Source organism: Nocardia nepalensis (assembly GCF_048910785.1).
Classification (GTDB): Bacteria; Actinomycetota; Actinomycetes; order Mycobacteriales; family Mycobacteriaceae; genus Nocardia; species Nocardia nepalensis.
Map to the genome: position 1 here is coordinate 32,531 of NZ_JBKBET010000003.1, position 22,303 is coordinate 54,833.

At 62.7% G+C, this 22,303-nt stretch carries 26 protein-coding genes; 13 read left to right on the forward strand and 13 right to left on the reverse strand.

Features of this window, described 5'->3' with window-relative positions:
- Positions 1-196: 196 nt before the first annotated feature.
- The 5 genes from ACHQ4I_RS00695 to ACHQ4I_RS00715 form a co-directional block, all read right to left on the reverse strand.
- The gene (locus ACHQ4I_RS00695) at positions 197-499 is read right to left on the reverse strand and encodes a hypothetical protein (RefSeq protein ID WP_420769669.1); all 303 of its coding nucleotides are present in this window, start codon (positions 497-499) and stop codon (positions 197-199) included.
- A gap of 319 nt (positions 500-818) precedes the next feature.
- A complete protein-coding gene (locus tag ACHQ4I_RS00700; RefSeq protein ID WP_420769670.1) occupies positions 819-1,745 on the reverse strand; it encodes a nucleoside hydrolase in 927 nt (308 codons plus the stop codon).
- Between the two features lie 133 nt (positions 1,746-1,878).
- A complete protein-coding gene (locus tag ACHQ4I_RS00705) occupies positions 1,879-2,310 on the reverse strand; it encodes a DUF4254 domain-containing protein (RefSeq protein ID WP_420769671.1) in 432 nt (143 codons plus the stop codon).
- Positions 2,311-2,315: 5 nt separating this feature from the next.
- Positions 2,316-2,831, reverse strand: coding sequence for a hypothetical protein (locus ACHQ4I_RS00710; RefSeq protein ID WP_420769672.1), 516 nt, complete (start codon positions 2,829-2,831; stop codon positions 2,316-2,318).
- A complete protein-coding gene (locus ACHQ4I_RS00715; protein ID WP_420769673.1) occupies positions 2,831-3,022 on the reverse strand; it encodes a hypothetical protein in 192 nt (63 codons plus the stop codon). Before ACHQ4I_RS00715 ends, ACHQ4I_RS00710 begins: the two co-directional genes overlap by 1 nt.
- A gap of 515 nt (positions 3,023-3,537) precedes the next feature.
- On the opposite strand from ACHQ4I_RS00715, the gene ACHQ4I_RS00720 reads away from it, so the two are divergent.
- Both ACHQ4I_RS00720 and ACHQ4I_RS00725 read left to right on the forward strand, forming a co-directional pair.
- Positions 3,538-4,923, forward strand: coding sequence for an NsdA family TPR-like regulatory protein (locus ACHQ4I_RS00720; protein ID WP_420769674.1), 1,386 nt, complete (start codon positions 3,538-3,540; stop codon positions 4,921-4,923).
- 10 nt (positions 4,924-4,933) lie between these two features.
- Positions 4,934-5,437: a GNAT family N-acetyltransferase gene (locus ACHQ4I_RS00725; RefSeq protein ID WP_420769675.1), complete on the forward strand. Its 504-nt coding sequence runs from the start codon at positions 4,934-4,936 to the stop codon at positions 5,435-5,437.
- Here the strand turns inward: ACHQ4I_RS00725 and ACHQ4I_RS00730 are convergent.
- From ACHQ4I_RS00730 to ACHQ4I_RS00745, 4 genes are all read right to left on the reverse strand, one after another.
- The gene (locus tag ACHQ4I_RS00730; protein ID WP_420769676.1) at positions 5,434-6,120 is read right to left on the reverse strand and encodes a DUF4253 domain-containing protein; all 687 of its coding nucleotides are present in this window, start codon (positions 6,118-6,120) and stop codon (positions 5,434-5,436) included. The genes ACHQ4I_RS00725 and ACHQ4I_RS00730 overlap by 4 nt on opposite strands.
- Before the next feature lie 215 nt (positions 6,121-6,335).
- Positions 6,336-6,713: a hypothetical protein gene (locus ACHQ4I_RS00735; protein ID WP_420769677.1), complete on the reverse strand. Its 378-nt coding sequence runs from the start codon at positions 6,711-6,713 to the stop codon at positions 6,336-6,338.
- A gap of 111 nt (positions 6,714-6,824) precedes the next feature.
- A complete protein-coding gene (locus tag ACHQ4I_RS00740) occupies positions 6,825-7,496 on the reverse strand; it encodes a RibD family protein (protein ID WP_420769678.1) in 672 nt (223 codons plus the stop codon).
- 10 nt (positions 7,497-7,506) lie between these two features.
- The gene (locus ACHQ4I_RS00745; protein ID WP_420769679.1) at positions 7,507-8,400 is read right to left on the reverse strand and encodes a hypothetical protein; all 894 of its coding nucleotides are present in this window, start codon (positions 8,398-8,400) and stop codon (positions 7,507-7,509) included.
- Positions 8,401-8,578: 178 nt separating this feature from the next.
- Between ACHQ4I_RS00745 and ACHQ4I_RS00750 the strand changes: the two genes are divergently transcribed.
- From ACHQ4I_RS00750 to ACHQ4I_RS00790, 9 genes are all read left to right on the forward strand, one after another.
- Positions 8,579-9,700 carry a radical SAM protein gene (locus tag ACHQ4I_RS00750; protein ID WP_420769680.1) on the forward strand — a complete coding sequence of 374 codons (1,122 nt, stop codon included), beginning with the start codon at positions 8,579-8,581 and terminating at the stop codon, positions 9,698-9,700.
- A gap of 18 nt (positions 9,701-9,718) precedes the next feature.
- Positions 9,719-10,267, forward strand: a complete 549-nt coding sequence (locus ACHQ4I_RS00755; protein ID WP_420769681.1) for a hypothetical protein — start codon at positions 9,719-9,721, stop codon at positions 10,265-10,267.
- Positions 10,268-10,313: 46 nt separating this feature from the next.
- Positions 10,314-11,321 (forward strand): NAD-dependent epimerase/dehydratase family protein, encoded by a 1,008-nt coding sequence (locus tag ACHQ4I_RS00760; protein WP_420769682.1) that lies wholly within the window; start codon positions 10,314-10,316, stop codon positions 11,319-11,321.
- Complete coding sequence (locus ACHQ4I_RS00765; protein WP_420769683.1) at positions 11,318-12,340, forward strand: DEAD/DEAH box helicase family protein; 1,023 nt, start codon at positions 11,318-11,320, stop codon at positions 12,338-12,340. Before ACHQ4I_RS00760 ends, ACHQ4I_RS00765 begins: the two co-directional genes overlap by 4 nt.
- Positions 12,337-13,254, forward strand: coding sequence for a glycosyltransferase family 2 protein (locus ACHQ4I_RS00770; RefSeq protein ID WP_420769684.1), 918 nt, complete (start codon positions 12,337-12,339; stop codon positions 13,252-13,254). The genes ACHQ4I_RS00765 and ACHQ4I_RS00770 overlap by 4 nt, the downstream gene beginning before the upstream one ends.
- A 75-nt stretch (positions 13,255-13,329) precedes the next feature.
- Entirely contained in the window at positions 13,330-14,136 is an 807-nt protein-coding gene (locus ACHQ4I_RS00775; protein ID WP_420769685.1) for a phosphotransferase family protein, read from the forward strand.
- A 12-nt stretch (positions 14,137-14,148) separates the two neighbouring features.
- A complete protein-coding gene (locus tag ACHQ4I_RS00780; protein WP_420770153.1) occupies positions 14,149-15,267 on the forward strand; it encodes a glycosyltransferase family 4 protein in 1,119 nt (372 codons plus the stop codon).
- Positions 15,268-15,282: 15 nt separating this feature from the next.
- Positions 15,283-16,398: a glycosyltransferase family 4 protein gene (locus ACHQ4I_RS00785; protein WP_420769686.1), complete on the forward strand. Its 1,116-nt coding sequence runs from the start codon at positions 15,283-15,285 to the stop codon at positions 16,396-16,398.
- Positions 16,395-17,099, forward strand: coding sequence for a histidine phosphatase family protein (locus ACHQ4I_RS00790; protein WP_420769687.1), 705 nt, complete (start codon positions 16,395-16,397; stop codon positions 17,097-17,099). Before ACHQ4I_RS00785 ends, ACHQ4I_RS00790 begins: the two co-directional genes overlap by 4 nt.
- On the opposite strand, the gene ACHQ4I_RS00795 is transcribed toward ACHQ4I_RS00790, so the two are convergent.
- A complete protein-coding gene (locus ACHQ4I_RS00795; RefSeq protein ID WP_420769688.1) occupies positions 17,089-18,006 on the reverse strand; it encodes a GNAT family N-acetyltransferase in 918 nt (305 codons plus the stop codon). The two genes, ACHQ4I_RS00790 and ACHQ4I_RS00795, sit on opposite strands and share 11 nt — an antisense overlap.
- Before the next feature lie 440 nt (positions 18,007-18,446).
- Between ACHQ4I_RS00795 and ACHQ4I_RS00800 the strand changes: the two genes are divergently transcribed.
- Complete coding sequence (locus ACHQ4I_RS00800; RefSeq protein WP_420769689.1) at positions 18,447-18,836, forward strand: hypothetical protein; 390 nt, start codon at positions 18,447-18,449, stop codon at positions 18,834-18,836.
- A 67-nt stretch (positions 18,837-18,903) separates the two neighbouring features.
- On the opposite strand, the gene ACHQ4I_RS00805 is transcribed toward ACHQ4I_RS00800, so the two are convergent.
- From ACHQ4I_RS00805 to ACHQ4I_RS00815, 3 genes are read right to left on the reverse strand one after another with little or no spacing between them, the layout of a single operon-like run.
- Positions 18,904-19,233, reverse strand: coding sequence for a hypothetical protein (locus ACHQ4I_RS00805; RefSeq protein ID WP_420769690.1), 330 nt, complete (start codon positions 19,231-19,233; stop codon positions 18,904-18,906).
- A 59-nt stretch (positions 19,234-19,292) separates the two neighbouring features.
- Positions 19,293-19,898: a hypothetical protein gene (locus ACHQ4I_RS00810; RefSeq protein WP_420769691.1), complete on the reverse strand. Its 606-nt coding sequence runs from the start codon at positions 19,896-19,898 to the stop codon at positions 19,293-19,295.
- A complete protein-coding gene (locus tag ACHQ4I_RS00815) occupies positions 19,898-20,899 on the reverse strand; it encodes a glycine-rich domain-containing protein (protein WP_420769692.1) in 1,002 nt (333 codons plus the stop codon). The genes ACHQ4I_RS00810 and ACHQ4I_RS00815 overlap by 1 nt, the downstream gene beginning before the upstream one ends.
- Before the next feature lie 135 nt (positions 20,900-21,034).
- Here ACHQ4I_RS00815 and ACHQ4I_RS00820 point away from each other — a divergent pair, with 135 nt between their 5' ends.
- Positions 21,035-22,288 (forward strand): RusA family crossover junction endodeoxyribonuclease, encoded by a 1,254-nt coding sequence (locus tag ACHQ4I_RS00820; protein WP_420769693.1) that lies wholly within the window; start codon positions 21,035-21,037, stop codon positions 22,286-22,288.
- Positions 22,289-22,303: the final 15 nt, after the last annotated feature.

Genomic DNA, 22,303 nt, shown 5'->3' on the forward strand with positions numbered 1-22,303 from the left:
GTAGACCACAATCGCAGTGAATGCGTAGATCATCGTCGCTACAGCGGTGTATATGCGACCCATGGGGATTCCTCCTTGAAGTATTCGAAAAGCGTTGTTGAGCAATAGATCCAGATTCCGCGCCCGGACCGAAGTGGGTATCGGTCGAGCGGCGGTTCGCGAGCGAGCACTGTCGACGATGACCTCGAATTCAGGGTCAGATCGCTTCGCCGGGGCTGGGCCGGTGCTGGTTCTGTCCGGAAAGCCGTATCGCCTCCCGAACCAGGGTCGACATGACCACGCCCCAGCTCAGGTCGGTCGCCACGTTGGCAGACGGCGACCAGCTGTACTCGGTGTTGAGCGTCGCTCCGGCCCGCTGCAGCGGTAGACACTCGCGCGAACAGTTGTGATGGCGGCTCATCGCCTTGATCGCGTCGCCGCGCGTAAGTTCACCAGGATCGGCGAGGCAGTCACCGAAACCCGTTGTGGCACCGATCTGATCGGGAGTCGCTGCGTTCACGATGCCGCCTTCTCTACCGTGAATCCGTCATCGATGATTTGCCATCCGCTCCACTGGCACGGGCGGCGGTCCCATGTCCGGTGCGAGCGAATGATGTTGTCTGCCACCGGCACCGACCCGCACAGCACGGCCGGACATGCGACCCGGATCAGCTGGTGATCAGCGTCGAATTCGGCTCTGCCGCAATCAGCGTGGAGCCGGACGTAACGCGACGAGCCTGCGGTGACGCCGAGCGGGATCGTGCGACATCGCGAGTCCACGAGCGCTGGACTCTCGTGAGAGTTGGTCCGCGGGCGGCGGTGTAGCCAGGGTCGCCGCATCATCGGTGGGCTCCGGCTAGGAGGCTTTCGTGGAACCAGTCGAGGAACCCGGTGTAGTCGACCGAGCACGATACTTCCATTACGCGACCGTCGAGGTCGCGGTAGAGGCGGGCGTCGCGTTCGATCCGGATCCACTCGCCGCGCATGGTCACGAACGGGCACCCGAGGGCGAGGCTGAGCGTCAACGGATCATGCATCCAACTGCCGCCGCGCCGGGCGAACCAGATATCGAAGTTGGCTGCCAGCAACTGGGCTGCCTGGTTCGGTGAGGAGCGCAGGCTGCGGATCACTGCCCAGTCGGGCGTAATGCGGATTTCGTGGGCGTTGGTGTGATCAGACAGCATCAGCCGAGGCTTGTGGGCGACTCGTAGCCCCAGCCCGGCGGCGACCTGGTCAGTGCGCAGGTTGTGGCTGGCGACCCGCTTGTCCCGATAGTTATCGAGCCAACCACCCATCTGGTAGAGCATGAACCGCTCGGCCAGCTCCGGGGCGGCGGTCACGACGGCGACATAATTGCTCATCGGTCCCATCCCGACCCAGTCGATCGGACCGCTCACGGTGTCACAAAGCCGAGCCACCGAGTCGACCAGATCGTTGGGCTGTGGCTCCAAACCGTCGAGGTAGTCGTCCATCAGGAACCGCTTCTCGCCGCCGAGATCGAGGCCGGCGATCACCGGCACGTCGGTGCGGCCCAGTTGGTCAAGGGCGTAGCGGGCCAGGCGGGCGCGCCGACCCTGGGTCTCGTCAGCGGTGATCACGACGAGGTTGGGTGTCGTCTCGGCGGCGATGATCAAGGCCGCGAGGTCATCCGGGTCGTAGAACAGGTCGGTATCCAGGATCACGAGCCGGTCCAGCCAGCCGGTCATCGCTCGGGTATACGCCGCCTTCAAGGGTTGACCGGTCAGCGGTGGCGGTTCATCGAACATGGTCGATCCACTCCTTCATGGTGATATTTGGATTGCGAATGGAAGCTCGGTGATGACGGGGCACGGGACCTGGCGGAGGCACCGCCGCCAAGGCGGCGAGCCGTCGAGTTCGATGCGATGGGCCACGGTCTGGTCAACAGCACCCTCCGAAGACGGGAAGCCGCCGCGCTCTGTTGCCTACGTCGGTACACAGGTCGGTGTAGCCGTCGGCGAGTTCAGCGACCTGGCACCAGGCGGCATGGATCTGGGGGTCGGCGGGATCCAGGGTCATCAGGAGGTGGTAGGCGCGGACGATGGTGCACGCGAACCGGTCGATCAGTTGGCCCACAGTTTCGGTGTGCAAGGTCGCGCTCGGGTGTGGAATCGGCAGGCGCTCCGAGACGCACAGGTCGATCTCGTCGATCAGTTCTGCTCTGTCACAGACACTTTCGGCGCATCCGGCTCCGCCGCACAGTTTGCGCCAGTGCAGTCGACCCATCTCGGTAGCCAGCTGACACAGCCGATCCGCGCTCTTGAGCTGCCCACGGATCGAAAGGAACAGCTCGTCATCGGAGGGAAGTACCATCACGATCACCGCCGCTGCGCCCGCATCGGCGGCTTACCGCGCACCGAAATCAACCTGTGGCGCAATGGATCTGGTACGGCGTCAGCGTTGTCGATGATGACCAACACCGAGTGCAGCACCTCAGTACGCGAGGGAAGCGACGCGCCGAAACGCGGCGGGGAGTACCACGTCCATCCGAGCCCGGCGTCGGTCATCGGCAGCCACACCGGCGAGCGTGGCGGCAGTAACATCCCGTCATTGCGGATCAGCGCGGGCACCGCACGATTGCGCACACGGCCGCGCCACCTGCCGACGAGGAAGACCCAAGAACCATCACGCTGGCCATGGCGGATGATCGGAACCGAAATGTCCTCGCCGAAGCTCTTCTTCACCTGCTGGCCCAGCCACGGCGGCATCAAGATCGCGCCCATCGAGTCATCGGTCCGAACGAACGCCCGCTGATAAGACAACTCCGCCGCCAGTCCGTACCGATTGCGGTAGAACTGCGCCACTTCCTCTGGCGTGTGACAGCCTTCGAACATCACCGCACCACCCTCAAGTGGCGTCCGGCCGCGTCACCAGGGTCATCCAGCGGGGCTGGCGACCCCATCGGCTCCCATCCGTCCATCGCCGCGTCGCGTCGCCCCTCCGCCGCACCGGCCATGAAGCCCTGAATCTTTCTGCCCTGCAGCTGAATCCGCTTTCCGTGTAGCAGCACCCAGTCGCCTGTCATCGAACGCCTCGCAGTGCGGGACGGGCGCTCGGTCCGGCAGAACCACCGAGTTGGCAGTTCTGCCATACGCACGGCGCGGTCGCCATGCCTACCACTTCCAAGGGCGTCAGGCCGAGGAGCTCCGCCCACGTCCCCAGCGCCGAGACCCCTTCGGCTGCCCGCAAGGCAAGAACAGCTTGATCCGCGGTGAATGTCATCCCGGGCAGGAAGCTGACCTCCCACTCGCCACCTGCTGCACGCCGCGCTCGGTGGTCGATCTGGTCACTTGTTATCGAGTGGCCGACTACGTGTACCGCCATCGCTCCTCAATCCCGATCGGCAGGGGCCGAAGGATTTGTCGGTCGTCTCCGGTGCGACCGGTTGCATCTAGCACAAACGATGTGGGCGGCGGTAGCTAGCGATCGCGATGCCGCACATCGCCTAACGTCGGCAGGCGGGTGTAGTATTTTGCCGTATTTTGGGTTCTAGCAGGACATTCGCTTCCGCTAGTGCAGAGTTTCAGTACGATTCAACGAATGGGTGGGCTGAATTCCAACGCGGAACTGCGACGGCTACTGGAAGAAATCGGGTGGTCGCCTTACGAATTGGCGCGAGCGGTAAATCGTGTCGTAAGTCCGGATCGTCGGATTCATGCCAAGACACCCTTCGCATGGCGTGATCGGGGTACCGTGCCGCGAGATCCTTTGCCTGCAGTGGTCGCCGGGATCCTCACCGAGGCCCGTGGCGAAATTGTCACGGTCGACCAGTTGTGGCCTGGGCAGACCCATAAGACCGAGGTGTGGCTGCCCGCTGTAGCACAGATAGCTACAGACAGGTGGCTGCCGCACGACACCCTGGCACTGCTTAAGGAGTTCCGAGTCTCGGGGAACGCAAAAACCCATTTCGCGATCTCCGGAGGAGAGCTCACCACGCTCGCTGACTCCTGGGCTTTCGGCAACCACCCGTTGATGTCGAACCGCATGCCAAATGGACAAGGCCGGATCACCCCCGACTACATCGATTACCTCGAAAAAGACTTGGCCGAGCTTCGACGTCTCGATGACGGGCACGGCGGCGAACTGGTCCTGCGTGCGGTCGTCAACCGGCTTGGAGAGGCAGTCGGCCTTCTCAGCGATTCGTCGTATCCGACAGACCTAGGACGCCGCCTACTCTCGCTGGCTGGCCAGATGGCCCAGCTGTCAGGATGGCTCGGCTTCGACCTCGGAAGACACGGATTTGCCCAGCGCATGTACCTTCTCGGTCTCCGCGCCGCAGTGTCGGCAGGCGACAAACAACTCGGTGCCCTCGTGCTGAGCTGCATCGCGTTCCAGCAGACATGGCGCAACCGACCTCACGACGCGGTCTCCATCATGGGCACTGTTCGACAGGGACTCCGCACAGCCACGACACCTCGGGTTCAAGCGCTGATCGCCATGCGTGAGGCGCGTGCATTCGCTACCTCCGGAATGCACTCCGAGACATCTGCTGCACTCGATCGCGCGCACCAAGCGCTCGCACACGGGGAGCACGACAACGATCCTGCGTGGGTCTACTGGATGGGTCCGACCGTTCTCACCAGCGAAGCTGGCCGCTGCTACCTCCATCTCGGCGACACCGTTCAAGCCGAGCAACAGCTCGCAGAGGGCCTCGCCAGCCTGAACCAGGATGCGACGCGCGACCGGGTCCTATACGGACTCTCCCTCGCTCTCGCCCATGCCCGTGGAACCGGCGGGCGACAGGACCTCGAGCTCGCCTGCTACGAAGCTGGGCAAGTGCTGCCGATGCTGCCAGAGGTCGGCTCAGCTCGCTGCCGCAAACTCATCGACACGATCAACGCAGAGCTGCGCCCACACCGCACCACCTCGACCGTGCGCAACTTCCTAGACACGTTCGAGACGATGAAGAAGGCAAAAATCTGCTAATTCTGGATGTATGACTTCGTCGGCAACCGCTCAGGCAGTCGTCCTGCGCTCGGAGCAATACGATTCCCCGAACGCCACCGCGATGATCGCGAAAGCGCTCGCCGTCAACGAGGAGCTCTACGGACACCCGGACCAGACACCAGTCGCGCCAGAGGAATTCACACCGCAAGAAGGCGGTACGTTTGTCGTGGCCTACCTCAACGGTGCGCCGATTGGCTGTGGCGGATACCGACGCCATGTTGAAGACGAGAACGGCACCACCGCAGAGATCAAGCGAATGTACGTCGAACCTCACGTGCGACGACGCGGCGTCGCCCAGCAGCTGCTGGCCCGCCTGGAAGACGACGCCCGGAGTGCCGGTTACCGAGCTGCAATCCTCGACACCGGCAGCAAGCAAGCAGCCTCGCACGCGCTGTACGAGAAGTGCGGTTACGAGCGCACAGCCGGATTCTCCATATACAGAGACAAACCGGGGAATCGCGCCTACTGGAAAGCCCTACTACCCAGGGCCTAATCCCACCAGAACTCCCAAGTATCGGCTCTGATCAGCGTCGCCGCGTATGCACTGAAGGTGCCGTAGTCGAAGTTGTCCGGACAGAAAGCCAAGTGCTCGGCGGCGACTTGAAGCGCGTGGTCGTGGGTCTTCGGCGGTGCGGCTACAGAGAGATGTAGCGTGTCGAAGCCGAGCATGACCACTCGCGCTCCGTACCGCTCCTCCCAAGAACGAACAATTACAGCGACTTCCTCGGTGAAATCGGTGAGGTTCACCGGACCCTCCCACCCGCACAACGCGAGTGCGTCTGCACCGCGCGTCGCCGGAACCAATCCGATCAGACGATCGGATTTGTCCGCCAGCTCCTCAGCGAACTTTCGAGCCGCTGCGTCCGGATCGCCGCCACCGACACCTGGCGGCGCCAAACCTGGCCACTGCCGTGGGGCACCGAGATCGGACGAGTAATCATCGTCAGTAGCCGGCCACATGGCCTGCAGCACTTGCCCTGCGTCGAGTGCGTCGATCTTCTCGACCGGTACGAATCCCAGCTCGCCGCTGTGCCAGGGCCGATACGCCTGATCTGCGGGCAAAGACGAAAAGGAATCATGCGGCTCGAGTAGCAGCGGATACATCCCGGTGTCGGCTCGCTGGTTGTAGAGCCATCGCCAGAGCACATCCGCCATGGGTTGGAGCTCATCGGACACCCACAGGACCTCCCGGCCATCCTCCAGGGAGTCAGCTGCCGTGACTACCCTGCCTGGCGGCAGTCCCGAGTCGGACAACGCATGAAAGCCGAAGGAATTAGTCACTACCTCTACCTTTAAACGCATGAATAGAAGACGACGTTAGAGGAGGTCTACGACAGTTTAGCGACGGTGCGTGTCCTCGGCGCACGTCCAGGACTCGTTTTCGGCCGTCGCTAGTTCGTGGTTGTCAGCGAACTTTCGATGGCGTCGAAGATGTCGGCGTCGACCTGCTGTTGCCAGCCGGGAAGTTGATCCCAGTCGGCGACGTAGGAGGGTTTCGGGTCGGGAAAATGTTTGTAGATCTGCCCGATCCAGCACAGGGCCACGAAGCGTCCGCGTTGCTCACGGCTGAGCTTCTCGGTAGCACCGCCGGTGGCTTCGACGAACGCGGCGACCTGTTTGTAGGCCGCGATGGCGCTCGCCTGTTCCCACTCGGGCATCTGTTCCCAAGGGGCGATGTAGCCCGCCTTCGGCTCGTCTGGGTAGTGCTCGGTAACTCCCGCTATCCAGGCGGAACGGAAGATGCGTCCGCGGTCGATGTCGTGCAACATGTCTCCTCAATGTTGGTGGCCGAGCCGGAATCGCACGATCTGTTGGCTGGGATGATCTAAGTGCGGACAGTCTGGTTGTCATGGCCTCTACAGGAGCTCTGGGCGCATGATCTATGCGTCGAATCGCTCCGTCAGGGCATAGCGAAGAAGAACCACGTCCCCGATCTGAGTCACACTCGCCAGGTGGGCACGGTGGTCTTTGTTCCACGGAAACTGGCCATCCTTGACGAATCGCGGGGCTTTGGAATCGCCCACAAAGAAGGGGGCGACTACAAGGTGTAGCTCGTCGGCGAGTCCTGCGGTGAGAAATTCGGTGTGCATGGCCGCACCACCTTCGACCATCAGCTTATTGATCCCGCGTCCGGTGAGGTCGTCGAGTATCTGGTGGAAGTTGACGGGGTCGCCCGCATCCACAACCTGGGCGACAGCTCCAACGGATTGTTGGGTTTTGTCCAGTGCCGAAGATGCTGTGTAGACGATCTTTTCGTTCTCGCCGGCCCCGAAGAACTTGGCGTTCGGGTCGAGGTCACCGTTTCTGGTGACGGTGACCTTGGTCGGGCTGGCGGTCAGGCCCCGGCTTACGCGGTCCTCGCGGCGCGCGTCGGAACGCACGAGCAGTCGTGGGTTGTCCTGGCGAATTGTGTTGGCTCCAACCAGGATTGCATCGCAACCTGCACGGACTTCGTCGACACGATCGAAGTCGGCGTCGTTCGACAGCAGGAGGCGCTCGTCGGTGTTGTCATCGATGTATCCGTCGATCGATGCGGCGCAGCTCAACAGCACGTATGGGCGTTTACTCACTTGGTCTACTCTCTGTCTCCGCGAACAGTTGCTCGACTATCTTGGCGTACTCGTCAGCAGATGCGCAGCTACTCAATGCCGCAAAGCTGTTCTCGGACATCCACGCTCGTAAGCTGACGTCGGCGTTCATGCGGTCGAGGGCATGGCGGGCCGCCCCGCCGCTGCAGATGAACGGGATGATGCGTTTGCCCATTGAGATGGCCAGGTCGACTTCATCGAGGGTACCGGGGCCACCACCGATCACGAGCACGAAGTCGGCGTGACGGACCACGTTGGACCGTCCGAATACCCCGACGGCAGCGCGGAGTGTTGGTGGCCGGTAGTGATCGGCGATGTAGGTCATGGTTTCGATCCCGATGCCTACAGGCCCGTGATCGACCTCGCATCGCCGGTTCATCAGCAGTCGGCTTAGCGCGTGGATCGCCTCATCGAGGCAGGCGAGGTTACAACTGGGAGATCGGCTCCCGCAGATGGCAATTCGCAATGGTCGAGCCGCCGGGACCGGCCGATACCAGCCCGTCACCGTAGCCTCACCATCCTTTGGAAGCGGATTCAGTACCCGGTGCTCCGCCGGAGCAGGCTCTCGTGGGGCAAGCCCTACCAGCGTGCGTGCCTCGTCAGGCATGTCCAATCCATCGGCAATGCGGTTGAGGACGTCGATATCGGTCACCCGCGGACTGCGTGCGCCTCGGATGAAGTTTGAGATGTCGGACCGGTCGTGCTCGGTGAGCAGCGCCAGTTGCGCTTGGGTGCAGGCCGGGAATTCACCGAGATAGATACCGAAGAGCCGCCCGACTTCTCGCCGCGCCAGCGCTAGGCGCACGTCATCGCGGTGCCAGAACCCAATCGGCACCTCACCAGGATCGAACGTTTTCCGTCGACTCACATTGCCCCACCTTGTGCTGGAAGAAAGGGTAATCGACTTGCAGCGCAACAGGATAGCCGTTGCGCATATCAGATGATGGTGCCTGTCCGTGGGTTGATGCCACGGGTTTGGTCAATTCCGCCCCGCTTCCCCCTGGCTCAGGATCGACGTCAGGCAATCTAGAGGAGGCGAGACGCCGATGAGCCAGCTCAGCGCCGTGGGAACACCAGATGCTCCGCCGATCAAGGATGGACTGCCACTTCGAGTCGAACGCGACCGTACGCTGCGCGTCAAGATTATCGACGCGTGCGGGATGGCTTGCACCTTCTGCCACAACGAGGGAACACCTGTAGTGGCGGACAATCTCAACGTTCCACGGTCCGCCGCAATGACTGGCCGTGGTAGGTCCGGGCGGGTCTCGATCTACTTGGCCGACAACGGCGCTCGATTTCTGCCGGCCGCCGTCTCGCCGGATGAGGAATTCGCCGCGGTGCTGGCGAGGCTGCGCGATGTGCTCGATCTTAACGAGCTACACCTCACCGGCGGTGAGCCGAGCCTGCACCCCCGCCTGGCACACATCGTGGCGGCCGGTCGTGACGCTGGCTTCCGGGTGTGCATGACTTCCAACGGCGAAAACGCGGCACGGATAATTCCCGACTGCGCCCGCGCAGGTCTGGATCGTGTCAACTTCTCCATCTTCGGGACGACAGCCGCCGAGTTGGCCCAGGTCCAGCACCACAAGTTCGCGGACATCGAGCGTGCCTCGAAAAAGGTACTGGCACTGCGTAACTCGGTCCAGGTGACATTGGATCATGGAGTCGGCGCCTCGGCGAACATCGTGGTGCCCGACTACACCCACGCCTCCAGGGTGCACCGGCTCATCAATGAGTGGGCACCTGAGCTGTCGGTGCGCCTGCTCAACTCCCTCGATGAGGGCATCGTGTCCATCGACGCCATCGAGCACATTCTGGACGATCTAGCGGCGGTGCCTCTCGCCCATCATGTGACCGCAGGCGCGTCAGGGTGGCGCACTTCCTACCAGTTACCCGACGGCCGCGTGTTGTGGTTCAAGAGGATTCGACCAGTTCGCCTGCCGAAGACATGTGCGGGATGCCGGTTCAACAACGGTAAGGATTGCCACGAGGGTTACTACGGGGTCAGGCTGTATCGGGACCGATCGGGCGGCTTCCAGGTCGGGGTCTGCATCCAACGGATGGACCTGTGCCTGCCTGTCGCGCAGTTCTTGAGCAGTCCGCTACCGCAGGAGATCATCGACCTGCGCTCCGAAGAGTACGTTCATCTGTCCCCGATATCTGCCTGATGGATAAGGATTCCGTGAATGCACATCGAGTTTGAGGCCAAGGTCCTCGACATTGATACGACAGCCGCCGCCGAGGCGATCGTCGCGCAGGGCGGGCGTCGCACAGCTGACACAACCCTGCAGCGGCGCTACGTTTACGACATCGTTCCTGGCGACGAGAGTCGATGGATTCGACTGCGCGACAACGGCTCTTGCGTGACTTTGTCGGTCAAAGAGATCAGGCACGACGGCATCGACGGAACCGACGAGGTCGAGATCGAGGTGTCGGCGTTCGAGAGCACCAACGATCTGCTCAAGATGATGGGTTTCACCGCACGCAGCTATCAAGAGAATCGGCGTACGAGCTTTGAGCTCGATGGTGCCCAGCTCGAGATCGACGCGTGGCCAATGATTCCCCCTTACCTGGAGATTGAGGCGAAGTCGCGGGAAGAAGTCGTACGGATCGCTGGCCTCCTCGGATACACCGAAGCCGAGCTGACCGGGGAAAACACCGTCAAGGTCTACGCCCGCCATGGCATCGATTTGATGGCACTGGACCGAATCAGCTTCAGCGACAGCCAGAGCTGACCTCAGAGCTGGGCGCCACTGAGATTAGGGAAGGGAGATAATTCCGTTGAATAACACACATCGCGGCCCCGGACTCGGCCCACTGGCCTCGCTGGTCGGCTCGCGCATCACCGTTACCGGTGGAGCAGGATTCATCGGCAGCCACGTCGCCACCAGACTCATACGAGCCGGTGTCGACGTGACAATCATCGACGACCTTTCCAGCGGCAGTCTCGGCAAGCTGGCTGATGTTCAAGCGCTCGGACTCGATGAAGACAACATCCGCATTGTCGACGTGCGCAGTGAACAATGCGCGCAGGCCATCAGGGAGTGGCGGCCAGACGTAGTCGTACATCTGGCCGCACAAGCAAGCCTTCCGGCCGCTGTGCGCTCGCCGGTCACCGACGCGGACATCAATATTCGCGGGACGGTGAATGTCCTGGAAGCATGTGTCCGCGGTGGGGTCGGCCTGTTCGTATTCGCCGCGAGCGCCGCGATTTACGGCCAGGTCGATCCGTCACAGCTCCCGGTGACCGAACAGACAGCAATCGCACCGACCTCGCCATACGGGATGAGCAAGGCCGCCGCCCTGGATTACGTGAACTGGTACCAACGCCACCACAATCTTGCAGCGACCGCGCTGGCCCTGGGAAATGTGTACGGGCCCCGACAATCTGGACCTCGCTGCGGGGTAATTCCCCAGATAGCCAACGACATCGTGGCGGGAGTCCCTGCCTCGATATCCGGAGATGGTCAACAGACCCGTGACTTCGTGTACGTCAGCGATGTCGCGGACGCTGTTGCGCTGGCGTGCACTCGTAGCGGGATAGGGCTGCTGAATATCGCGTCGGGCATCGAAACGTCCATCACGCAGGTACACGACGCGGTATGCGCCGCTACGAGCTCAGTCGTGGCACCGGCGGCGATTCCAGCCGTGCCGGGTGAGGCCCGCCGCATGGTCTTCGATATCAGCCGAGCGTGGGAAACCCTCGGCTGGCAACCAACTGTCGAGCTCGCGACAGGGATCGACCACGTCGTACAGGAAGCACAAGCTGCGGTGAGGGCAACGGCATGAACCCGTCGACTGTTATCTGCCAGCTCGGCCCGACATCAACAGCTGTCGTGACCAACCACGACTTCGTAATCGACCATCTTAGCGATTTCTATGTCACCAGTGCAGGGTCAAGCAGCCAGGTTTCTGCCGATTGGACAGTTCACGCGCTCCTCGGCGAACCTGCCCCCACCGTAGCCACGAACGAGTGGGGTGTTGGGTACGCAGCGCAGCCTGAGGTCCAGCAGATTTGGCTGTGGGGTCTCGATCTGGCGAACTTGGCGATCACCACCCGCAAGGTAGTGCGGGAGGTGATGGTCGACTACTGCGAACAGCGTCGTTACGTGATGCTGCATGCCTCGGCTGTCGTCGATGACAACAGGGTTCTCGTAGTAGTTGGCGACAAGGGCAGCGGCAAAACCACCCTGGCCCTTAAGGCCGCACTGTTGCACGGCATGCGGTACCTGTCGAACGATCACCTGATCGTCCATGCCTGCGACGGCGGTAATCCCAGCATGTCGAACCTGACCCTGACCTCCTTGCCCACCCCGATCCCGCTCAAAATCGGTACGTACCTCGACCTTGAGAAGTACCTGCCCGAGCCGTGGGATACAGAAGGGCTAGACATCGACGCACATCGCCGGGTGCCCCGCGAACAGTTGTACGGGTTGGACCGCCGAGTGCTCTATACCTTTCGCCGCCTCGGGCAACAGAGCCCGATCGCGGTTGACCTCACAGACACCCACGCCGGACGTCCAGTGCTGGTAGCGCTCGGAAATTACACCCGCGGTTCAGTCCGCGAAGTGCCGATCGAGGACGCCGTCGAGGCGCTCATGCCTCACGTGCGCACGGACTGGATGTTCGATCCCCGGCTCAACCAGCGCCATCTCCCACGACATGAACGCGACGAGATCGAGTACTGGGACGACGCGCGCCGACTGGTCGAGGCATTCGCCGGCCGAGCGACGGTAATCGGTTGGAACCATCGAGGCGATCCGCGCGAACTCCTGGAACATGCCGGATTGAGGGGCTCGCCATCATGAGTCCATTGGTGAGCGTCGTCATCCCAACCTTCAACCGTCCCGACGTCGTGGGACTCGCGATCTCCAGCGTTCAACAACAACGCGACGTGCCCGGCACGATCGAGGTGATCGTCGTCAACGACGGAGGTATCGATGTCAGTTCGGCGATCGCTAAGGCGAGCGAACACGGACAACCGATCCGGTTGATCGATCTGGCAACGAATAGTGGACTGTCGCGCGCCCGCAATGCCGGAATCGATGCTGCCCGAGGCGAATTCCTGGCTCTGCTCGATGACGATGATGTGTACCTGCCGAACCACATCTCGACAATGCTGACCACAATTGACTGTGAGAAGGTGGATGCAGCCTACGGCGTCTGCGGATTGAGTACTACGCGAGTTGATCCGCAACAGCCATCGTTCAGCTCGCAGTACGCCTCCTACCCCTTCGATCACGACCTGCTCTCGGTGGCCAATTTCATCCCGGTCCACGCACCGGTCCTGCGGATGCCCCCAAGAGAGGCGCGTTTCGATCCCGGCCTATCGGCGCTGGAGGACTGGGACATGTGGCTGCATCTGACCCGCCGCTACAAATACCGGTTCCACCATGTGCCACAACCCACCGTGGTCTATCACCAGATTCCTGGCCATAGCGGTATGTGTGCTACCGCCGCCGCCGAGTCTTCCGCTCTCGCTGGCTTCAGCCGGCTAGCCCAGCACATCTGGCGGCGATGGCCTGCGACCACCGCGATCTCCCAGCGGTTCCGTCTCTACATCACCGTCATGTATTGCAATGGGCTGACCACTCTCGCTGAAGGAAAGCAGCTTCGAGGAGACTATTTCCAACGCTGTATGGACCAGATCGCCGAAGTTTGGCATGGTGACCGTCCCGAGGGCGGGCTCGCTGATCGCATCATTGATTCGATGACGGGATAACCGATGGTGTCTATATCTGACCTGCCCCCTGAGATCGCCGCTATCGCAGACGATATCGGGCTGCAACTCACCAAGATGCTGCATCGCACCGACAAGACCATGCTTGCCGTTGGCGAGTTGTCGGGTGAGCGTGTCGCGATCAAGTGCCTGGTCGACCCAGACCCGTTCTGGGCTGCGAAGTGGCGCCACGAGCTGGGTGTGTATCAGGCCTTCACGGCAACGCCCCCGCCGTTGCGTGTCCCGAAGCTGCTCTACACCGACAACAGCCGACTGCTCGTCTTGGAGTGGCTTGAAGGGCGACGTCTCGATGACGATCGCTACCCTCAGCGACCACTCACCGGTGCCGAGACCGACGCCGTTCTGCGCTGCGTCGAAAGCTTCAATCAGTGGCAGCCCGCGGCCGGAGGGTTCGAGATCGTCTTCGACTATCAGGACCGCTTCCGGCGCTACCACGCCCAGGGATGGCTCACCGACACCGATCTCGTTGCTCTTCAACAACTACTCGCCCAAACGGGCCCGCCCATTCAGATCAACCACGGCGACCCGATTGCAAGCAACTTCCTTCTCGACGACGGCAACGACGCGACGCTTCTCGACTGGGAGTTCACGGGACTGTTCTTGCCAGGCTTCGATCTGGCCATGCTGCACACCCAGCTCGGCGCTCACACTCCAGCTCTGAAAGAACACATCGATACCGCCGTCGCCGCGTCGGGGAGCGCTGCTCCATTCATCGTCAACTTAGCCGCCGTGCTGACCCGAGAACTCCGTATACATCACGAGTTGCTGGCAGGACCGATGCGCGACGCACGGCTCCCGCTCATCGAGACCGCCTGGGCCCAGGCCCGCGATCGACTCCATCGGCACACCACCTCGGAGACTTAGATGCACATCGCCATGGTCCACCGCGATCTCCATCAGATCACCAGGGGTGGAATCTGCACCGTATATCGCTCACTCGCAACACAAATGGCCGCGCGGGGGCACAGGGTAACGATGATCACCCAGCAGACACCTCACCCTGTATCCGCCGATCCGGGGGTAGGTATCGAGACCCTGCCGCGGACCGAGGACCTTCGAGCACACCGTGCATCGGTGGCAAAACTGTTGCGCCAGCTCGAACCTGACATCGTCGAGTGCTCCACATGGGAAGCAGAGGCCCTCACCTATCTCGCCGAGCCCGTTGAACGGCGCTCCCCCGTCCTGGTACGAGGCGAGTTCAGCGCCACAACTCTCGGCGCCCAGGAGCTCGCTGCCGACGAGCATCAACTCGTCCACATGGCCGACAGGACGGTCGCTGTTAGCCATTGGGCGGCAACCGATCTCGCGGAAGCCTATGGGATCCGAACTCCAGCTGTGGTGTACAACGGTATCGATCGTGCCCGCTTCCGGCCAGGCCCACATTGTCAGCCAGCCAGCGGTCTGCGGGTGACGCTCGACGCGGCAGGAGAACTAAACAATCCAGTACCCATTGCGGAACTATTACAGGCAGGGGAGCTGGTGCCGCCCTTTACCACCGACCCTCACGGGCGTACCCGACTTATCTGGGTCGGCAAGATCACCCCGATGAAGGGCTGGGACCTCCTCGAACACCTCGCAGTTCGTCTCAAGGACGTCGCGGTCATCACCGCGTTGCTCGGGCATTCGCACCCACTCTGCCCCATCACAAACGCTTCAGAACAGATCACGGTGCTGCACGATCTCAGCGACTCTGACCTACCCCACCTCTATCGCAGCGCGGATTGGATACTGTCGACCTCACGCTGGGAAGGTTTCGGCCTGGCACTTGCTGAGGCAATCGCTTGTGGCACACCGGCATTGATGCCCGAACAACTAGGCACCGCGCCCGAGCTCCTGGCGGCAGGCGGCGGTTTGACCTACCGCGATGCCGACCACCTCGCCGATATACTCCGCGGACCGACGGCTCCGGCCGGCGATCTGCCCGACCACTTCGACTGGACTATCAACGCCGAGGTCACCCTCGCCCACTATCGGCAACTGATCGACGCGAGCTAGCCCATGCGTGTCCTCATGATCGGCCCCACTGGCGGCGCAGGCAGCCTCCCGCCCTACCTGGACGTTCTCGCCGAAGGACTTCGGCGACTTGGAGTCCGCGTCGATCGACTAGGCGCACCCAGCGTTCCCTACGATCAGACGACGTCGACGTTCTGGCCCGTCGACCGCATCATTGAAGCCGCCGAAGAACTTCTCTCTGCTGTAGACCTCAACGCCTATGACCTCCTCAGCGTCCACTACGGCAACCTTGAGGTCGAGCAGGTCATCGCCGCGCTGTGGCTGGGTGCCCACACTCCTCCCACCGTCTACCACGTTCACAGCCTGGACTGGACGCTCTTCGCCGACCACGTGCCCGACCCCGAACTTCGTTCAGCCGTCGAGAGTTCCATCCACAGAATGGACGGGCTCGTCTTCTTCGGCGAGTACGGACGCACGCAACTGGCCCGGAAACACAACGTAGACGTCGCTACAACCGTGGCCTGGCTGCCCAGCACCATTCCTGCGCGGACCCTTGCAAACCCCGGCCCGCTGCGGTCGGTATTGACCGTTGACCACGGCCCCTTGGCCAGCCTCTACGGCTACGCCGCACCATGGAAGCACACCGCTGGTCTCATCGCAGCCTGCCAGAAAACCAAGAACCCGAGCCACGTCATCATCGCTGGACCGTTCTGGGACAGTCCGATTGAGGCAGGAGCCGACCTTACCCAAGAGGCCGAAAGTGGTGTCAAGCATGGGCGCGCCCACCTCGACGTCGTTGCAGCGTACTTGTACCCCCAACACCGCAAAGCGCTCGTTCAAGCATCCGACTTCGCGGTGTTTCCGTATCGGTCCGTACCCACATTCCAGGGCAGCGGGGCGATTGCCGACTACCTGGCTCATGGCGTGCCGATACTGGCCACCGAGGTCGCCAACATGGCCGAATTGATCGGCGACGCCGGGCAAGTCGTCACCGCAAACGACCCTGACGCCTTCGCCCTCTCAATAGACCAGCTTGTATCAGACCCGCAATACCGAAATACCCTGCGGCGCAATGCGAACCGACGCGCAACTCAATTCACTGGCCTCCAACACGCGGCGAATTGCCTGCGCCTGTACGACACCGTCATCGCCCGCACTAAGCGAGCCACATGAACCGATCCGTGATGCCCACTGAACTGCTCATCGCCCGCCATGGCGAGGCGCGCTGCAACCGCGACGGAATCATCGGCGGCCCCAGGGGCTGCCGTGGCCTCACCGATCGAGGCCGCCGCCAAATCGAACGGCTAGCAGCACGCCTCAGCCAGCAGCACCACGAACGACCGATCCACGTCCTCTACACGACTCCCTTACGCCGCGCCCGCGAAAGCGCGGCAATCCTCGGCGCGTACCTAGGCTTGGACGCGGTGGCTATACCGGACCTCACCGAGCAAGACCACGGCAACGGCGATGGCCAACCCTGGCGGGAGGTCGTTGCCGAATACGGAGACATCCCGGCACTCGCCGCAGATCGGCCGCTGGCCATGGGCGGAGAGACTTGGCAGCAATACATCCACCGATCCAGCATCGCGATCGGCGAGATCCTTGCCCGGCACCCGGGCGAACGCATTATGATCGCTGGCCACGGCGAAACCATCGACACTACATTCCACTTCTTCTTCCAGCTGCCAATCGAGACCAGATCCACAGTCGCAGTCGCGTCCCACCACGCCAGCCTGACGGTATGGGAAGAGCAGCCGATTTCGTGGACCCGACCGACGGCAGGGCTGCGTTGGATGCTGAAAACCCATAACGACACGCAGCATTTGGTTGTCAACCCCGAAACCACGCCCAGTCCAGATCAACTCAGCAGATAAGTCGACCGAGTAGCGCGCCCTGTCCGGACTGGAGGATATGCGCAGATCTCAGCGGTATCCAGAAGCACTCGAACTTCGTCGGCTCGCCTTGGCCATCGTGGTCTTCTTGGCTCGTCCACCGCTCCGGCGCCTGCTCATGCAGTTCGAGTTCGAAGAAGTGGCGGTGCTGAATCTCCAAACGGTAAGGGCTGATGTCATATTCGGCTTCGCCGAGCTTGCTTCGGATCGAGAAGTCGCTGAGCCCTGTCTCCTCTCGGGCCTCACGAAGTGCTGCGTCTTCTGGGGTCTCTCCGGCGCGGATACTGCCTGCGGGTACTTGCACGCCGACCTCTTCCCAGGAGTAGTCGGTATGGCGGAAGACCAGCAGCTTGCCGTCACGAACGATGTAGCACAAGACCTTCTCCCGAACGACTCTGTCGGACATGGCAGCTGAGGTCGGCGAGTACTCGTAGATGGCTCTCGTCTTTCCCTGGCCTTTGAAGTCGGTGATGACTGAGATCCCGTCCACGACGCCATCGCCGCTGACGTTCCGGAATCCGAGCGCGATCCAGGCTTCATGGGCGGCGCGGTTGCCCGGATCCGAGGTCAGATACACACGGCGACAATCCATCACCTTCGCCCGGCCGAGCAGCTCGTTCAGCAACCTTCGAACGACCCCCTGACGTTGATAGTTCGGATGAACCATCACGTCCTGGATGTAAAGCTCGTTCGAGTCGTCCTGGCTTCGGAAGCCGATAACCACACCAACCAACTGGCTGTCGACAACAGCCACCAGACAAGTCGAGGAGAACAACGTCGCATACAGCCAGTAGTCGGAAGAGGTTCGTGCGGTGATGTATGGACCGCCGAGCGCCATCAGCGAAATCACATCGGGTATCTGCTGCTGGCGCAATGGTTGGACAATCATGGACCTGACCTTGGTGTTGTGGACGGTCGCTTATCCATGCAAGATAACACTGATCCAGAGATTGCGTATCACTCATGCAACCACCTGACGACCAAGCCGATGCTTCGATACCGGACTCGGTCCGCGCCATGGATCTACCCGCCGAGGTCATCGCAAGCACTCGTCGATCACGTTGTGCCGCAACAGAATTAAGACTCGATTTTGACTCTATTTGCGGGTTCCAATATCGAAACGGTCAGAGCTACGTTCCGTGTACGCATTTCGCGTAACCGAAAGGACGGTCAATGGCCGAACAAACTTTAACTGTAGGCGCAACACTCGAGTGCGCGAGCAGACCCGTTGATTCCATGGAGTGGACCTCGCACATTGAATCGGTACGAATTCCGATTGTCACCGACACGTCCGAATGCGAGCATCAATTCACCGTGTGCCCGAAGTGCATGGACACATGGTCATTGGATTACACCTTCACAGAACCCTTCCCGTGGCCGACACCGGCGACACCAGCGCGAGACCTGCGGCCGTGCGACCGCTGGCCCGATGACCGCCGGGTGTCGTCGGTCGTGCCGGACGCGCTGCGACCCGGTCGGGTGCAGGTGTTGTTCACCAACCACACCTGGGTGGAGGTCGCGGCGGACCTACCGATCGCCACCCCCGGCCTGGTTCACACCGAACTACCGGTGGAGCTGGTACCGCCGGTGGAGGTGATCGCGGCCGCGATGCGAATCGCCTCCGACCAGAACATGGTGGGGATAGGGGATTTACGGCCTGAGGATTGGGTGCGGGCGCGCCAGATGGTAGAGGGTTATCAACACACGGCCGAAGACTGAGTGCCTGCGAGACAACGAAAGACGAGCCCCGGCCGTAGCCGGGCTCGTCGTGGTGCGTGGTGTGCGGTTAGGCGGCGGAGGGCGTGTCGCTGAGTTGGTAGCCGAGCAAGCCGAGTGCCATGGTGTAGCAGCCGTCGAGGTAGTCGTCGGTGTCGGGATCGCCGTGCAGGACAAAGCTTCCGGGTTGGCGCAGCATCGACCAGGTGGCGCACGCACCGGTGGAGGTGGCGGCAACGACTCCGACTTCGGCCTGCTGGTGTGGTAGCCGTGGCTGGACCCATACGGAGACGTATTCGTGGTCGGTGTCGCCGAGGCGGACGGGCGGGTCAAGTTTGTAGCAGCGGGCGGGTCCGATGTACCCGCCGAGGTCCTCGACGTGAAGCACGGCGTACGCCATGGGTTACCTCCTTCTCGGGATTAGTGTCTTGAAATAGGCCGGTATGCAGAGGGTTGGAGTCAGGGTTTGGGTGGCATAGGCTCGAAGAGGTATTCGATGAGGGTGAGTAGCCCTGCCGCGCCGGGCGCGCCCGCGCCGCCGCCCCCGGCGGGGAACCCGCCGGGTTGCCCAGCGTGGCCGCCGCCGCCGGATTGACCGGCCTGCCACAGCATTGGGTAACTCGTGCCCGCGGGCACGAGTCCGGATGCGCCGCCGGTCGATCCTGATCCCGCGCCGCCACCGCCCCCGGCAAGCAGGGCGACGACGCCGGAGCTCACCGATTCGCCGGGTTGGTTTGGGCCGCCGCCGTTTCCGCCACGCATGTTCGAGCGCCCGCCGGTGCCACCGTGGTCGGCACCGAGTCCTGGCGGGGCGGTGATGAGGTCACCGAATGCGGTGTGGCCACCGTCGAGCCCGACGTCGCCGCCGGGGCCGACGATGATGACGACGGAGTCGGGTAGCTGGCTGGCGCGGATGCGGCGGGGGTGCACGGCGGCACCGCCGCCTCCGCCGTTGGTGGCGTTGCCGCCGCCTCCCCCGGCCCGGTCGATGATTTCGACCGATTCCAACTCGGGCGGTTTGTGCCAGGTGTCGTTGGTCGAGTAGAGCCGAAAGACCGTGCGCATCAGCTGAATCGCTCGATGACATACAGCACGCCGGACCCGCCGTTGCCGCCGTTGCCTCGGGGCGGGGTCATTCCGGCGCCACCTCCACCGCCACCACCGGAGGGGGCAGCTCCGTGGCCGCCGCTGGTGGTTGTGCTGGGTGCACCGCCACCTCCACCGCCGCCGGTGGTGACCACGCTCGACGGCGGTTGGCCGTTTTGTCCGGGCAGTCCACCGAGGGAGATTCCGCCTTGGCCGCCTGACATTCCCGGCCCGGCGATGCCCGCGCCTCCACCGCCGCCCCCTCCGCCTCCGTTGAGTGAGTAGGGCGAGTACGAGTTACCGCCCGCGGCTGCCGGGTAGGTAGCCGAGGCCGCGCCTTTGCCGCCGTCGCCGCCGCGCACCATGCCGACCCCGCCGGGGCCTCCGGTGCCGCCGATTTCGGCGTCGGCTTGCCCGCCGACACCGCCGCCAGCGGTGAGGAAGTCACCGAATTTGGTGTCGCCGCCGCCGTTTCCAGGTTGGGCGTCGCCGGTGCCGCCGCCTCCGCCGCGTCCGATGACGATGGCGATAGGTCGGAAGTTGCCGTCGCGGTCGACCGGGAGGAGGGAGGCGGGGATGCTGTAGTGGACTTCCCCTCCGCCTCCGCCGCCGCCTCCGGTTTTGCGATTCGCCCCGAGGATGTCCCAGCGGCCGGCCGCGCCTCCGGCTCCGCCGCCGAGGAGGATGACGTCGACGAAGACGATGCCTTTGCTGGGCGTGTAGGACGCATTGCCGGGGAACACGATCGTGCGCCCGTGCAGGGTGAGTTGTTCGTAGGCTTGGCGCAGCTCTGTGATCGACTGGGAGTGGTCGTTGATGACGTTGACGACCTGGTTGTGCAGCCGCTGCTGGTAGCGGGTGAACACCGCCAGCGTCGACTCTTTGAGCACCGCTCTGGCGGAGTCCTCGTTGATGTCCTGGCCGAAAACACTGCCCAGCACGAACGACCCGTCCGGCGCGGGCTGACGGGGAGTAGTCATCTCACCTCCGAGCTGGCGCCTACGGAGCGCGTGGATACGACCTCCGGAAGGACCGGCTGGCGGCTCCTCCGTGGGTGGCGCGCGAGGGCGTGAAACGGCTTGATCCGAGGTGTGATGTCGTGCTCGCATGGAGCGATGGACGACGGCTCCTACTGGAAGAGCGAGGCAGGATTGCGGCAGAAGGACCTGCGGCGGTTCGTGTCCGCGCTGCGGCTCGGCATCATCAAGGAGCCGAGGTCGAAGTCCGCGAAGGGTAAAGCGGCTTCACGAGAGCTCCGCGAGCTGTTGCTCGAAGGCGCTGCCACGTGGCATCGCCTCGATGGCGACTACGGTGCGCGGTGGCCACGACCGCGCGCTGATCTGGCTCTGGACATAGCTTTTCGGACGACGAACCCGAACAGCCCGCGGATCGACAAGCTCTGCAAGTACCTGCTGGACGAGCTCGGCGGTATGAAGGGACCTCCGATCGTCTACAACGACGACCGGCAGGTGAAAATGCTCTTCGCCCACCGTCACACTGCCGACGACCAGCCGCTGATCTCGGTGACCGCGCAGACCGTTGCTCAGGTGCGAGCAGGGATATGCCGCATGCACGACTTCGGCACCCGCTGGGGTGTCGAGTATGCGAACTGGGAACTGGATCGTCACGGCGATCTCGATATCGACGACGATTATGAGCCTGGGTGGTGGTCAGCCATTACCACCGACCCGGACACGATCGCCGAGTTCACTCTCCGCGACGAAGTCCGGCAGCGCATGCGCTACCAGATGACGAACCTTGCTGCGACGGACCAATTTTCGTCACAGGTTGTGCTCGCGTACGCCGTTGAGCAGCGCCGCGACCGTTGGGCGTGGCAGACGACCGGCGACGCGTTGCACACGCTGCTCGACTACGGGCTTGCCGTCGGCCTCGGACCGCTACCGCAGGCGGCCGGCCAGTCCGCGAACTTCGTCGAGAGCACGACGTCCGCGCTCGCCGACCTCGTTGCCCGAAGGCGATGGATGACACCGTTGCTTCCATCGGTCGGCCTGACACTGTTCTACTTGGAGACGGACACGGGCAAGGATCTCGACAACCTGTTCCTGGATGTGCTGCCGATCGTCCTCAACGTCCTGAGACCCCCAGCTGTGGCCTTGGCCGAATTCTCGCCGATCGACGCTTTGCGCGCATGGCGCGACGCAGATCAGCAGGGGGTCCTCACCGCAGCCACGGAAATCGCCTTCATCGAAGCGGTCGCACTGAAAGGCGTGACGAGTGATCGCCTTCGGCCGGGGTCGGTGATTCTGGCGCTCTCCCACGGCAGCCGATGGGAAAGCTGGTGGGACAGCACATTGCGCTTCGTCGAGGAACACAACGACTCCACATCACCAGACGACGAGTTCTTCTGATCCAGCTTTCAATGC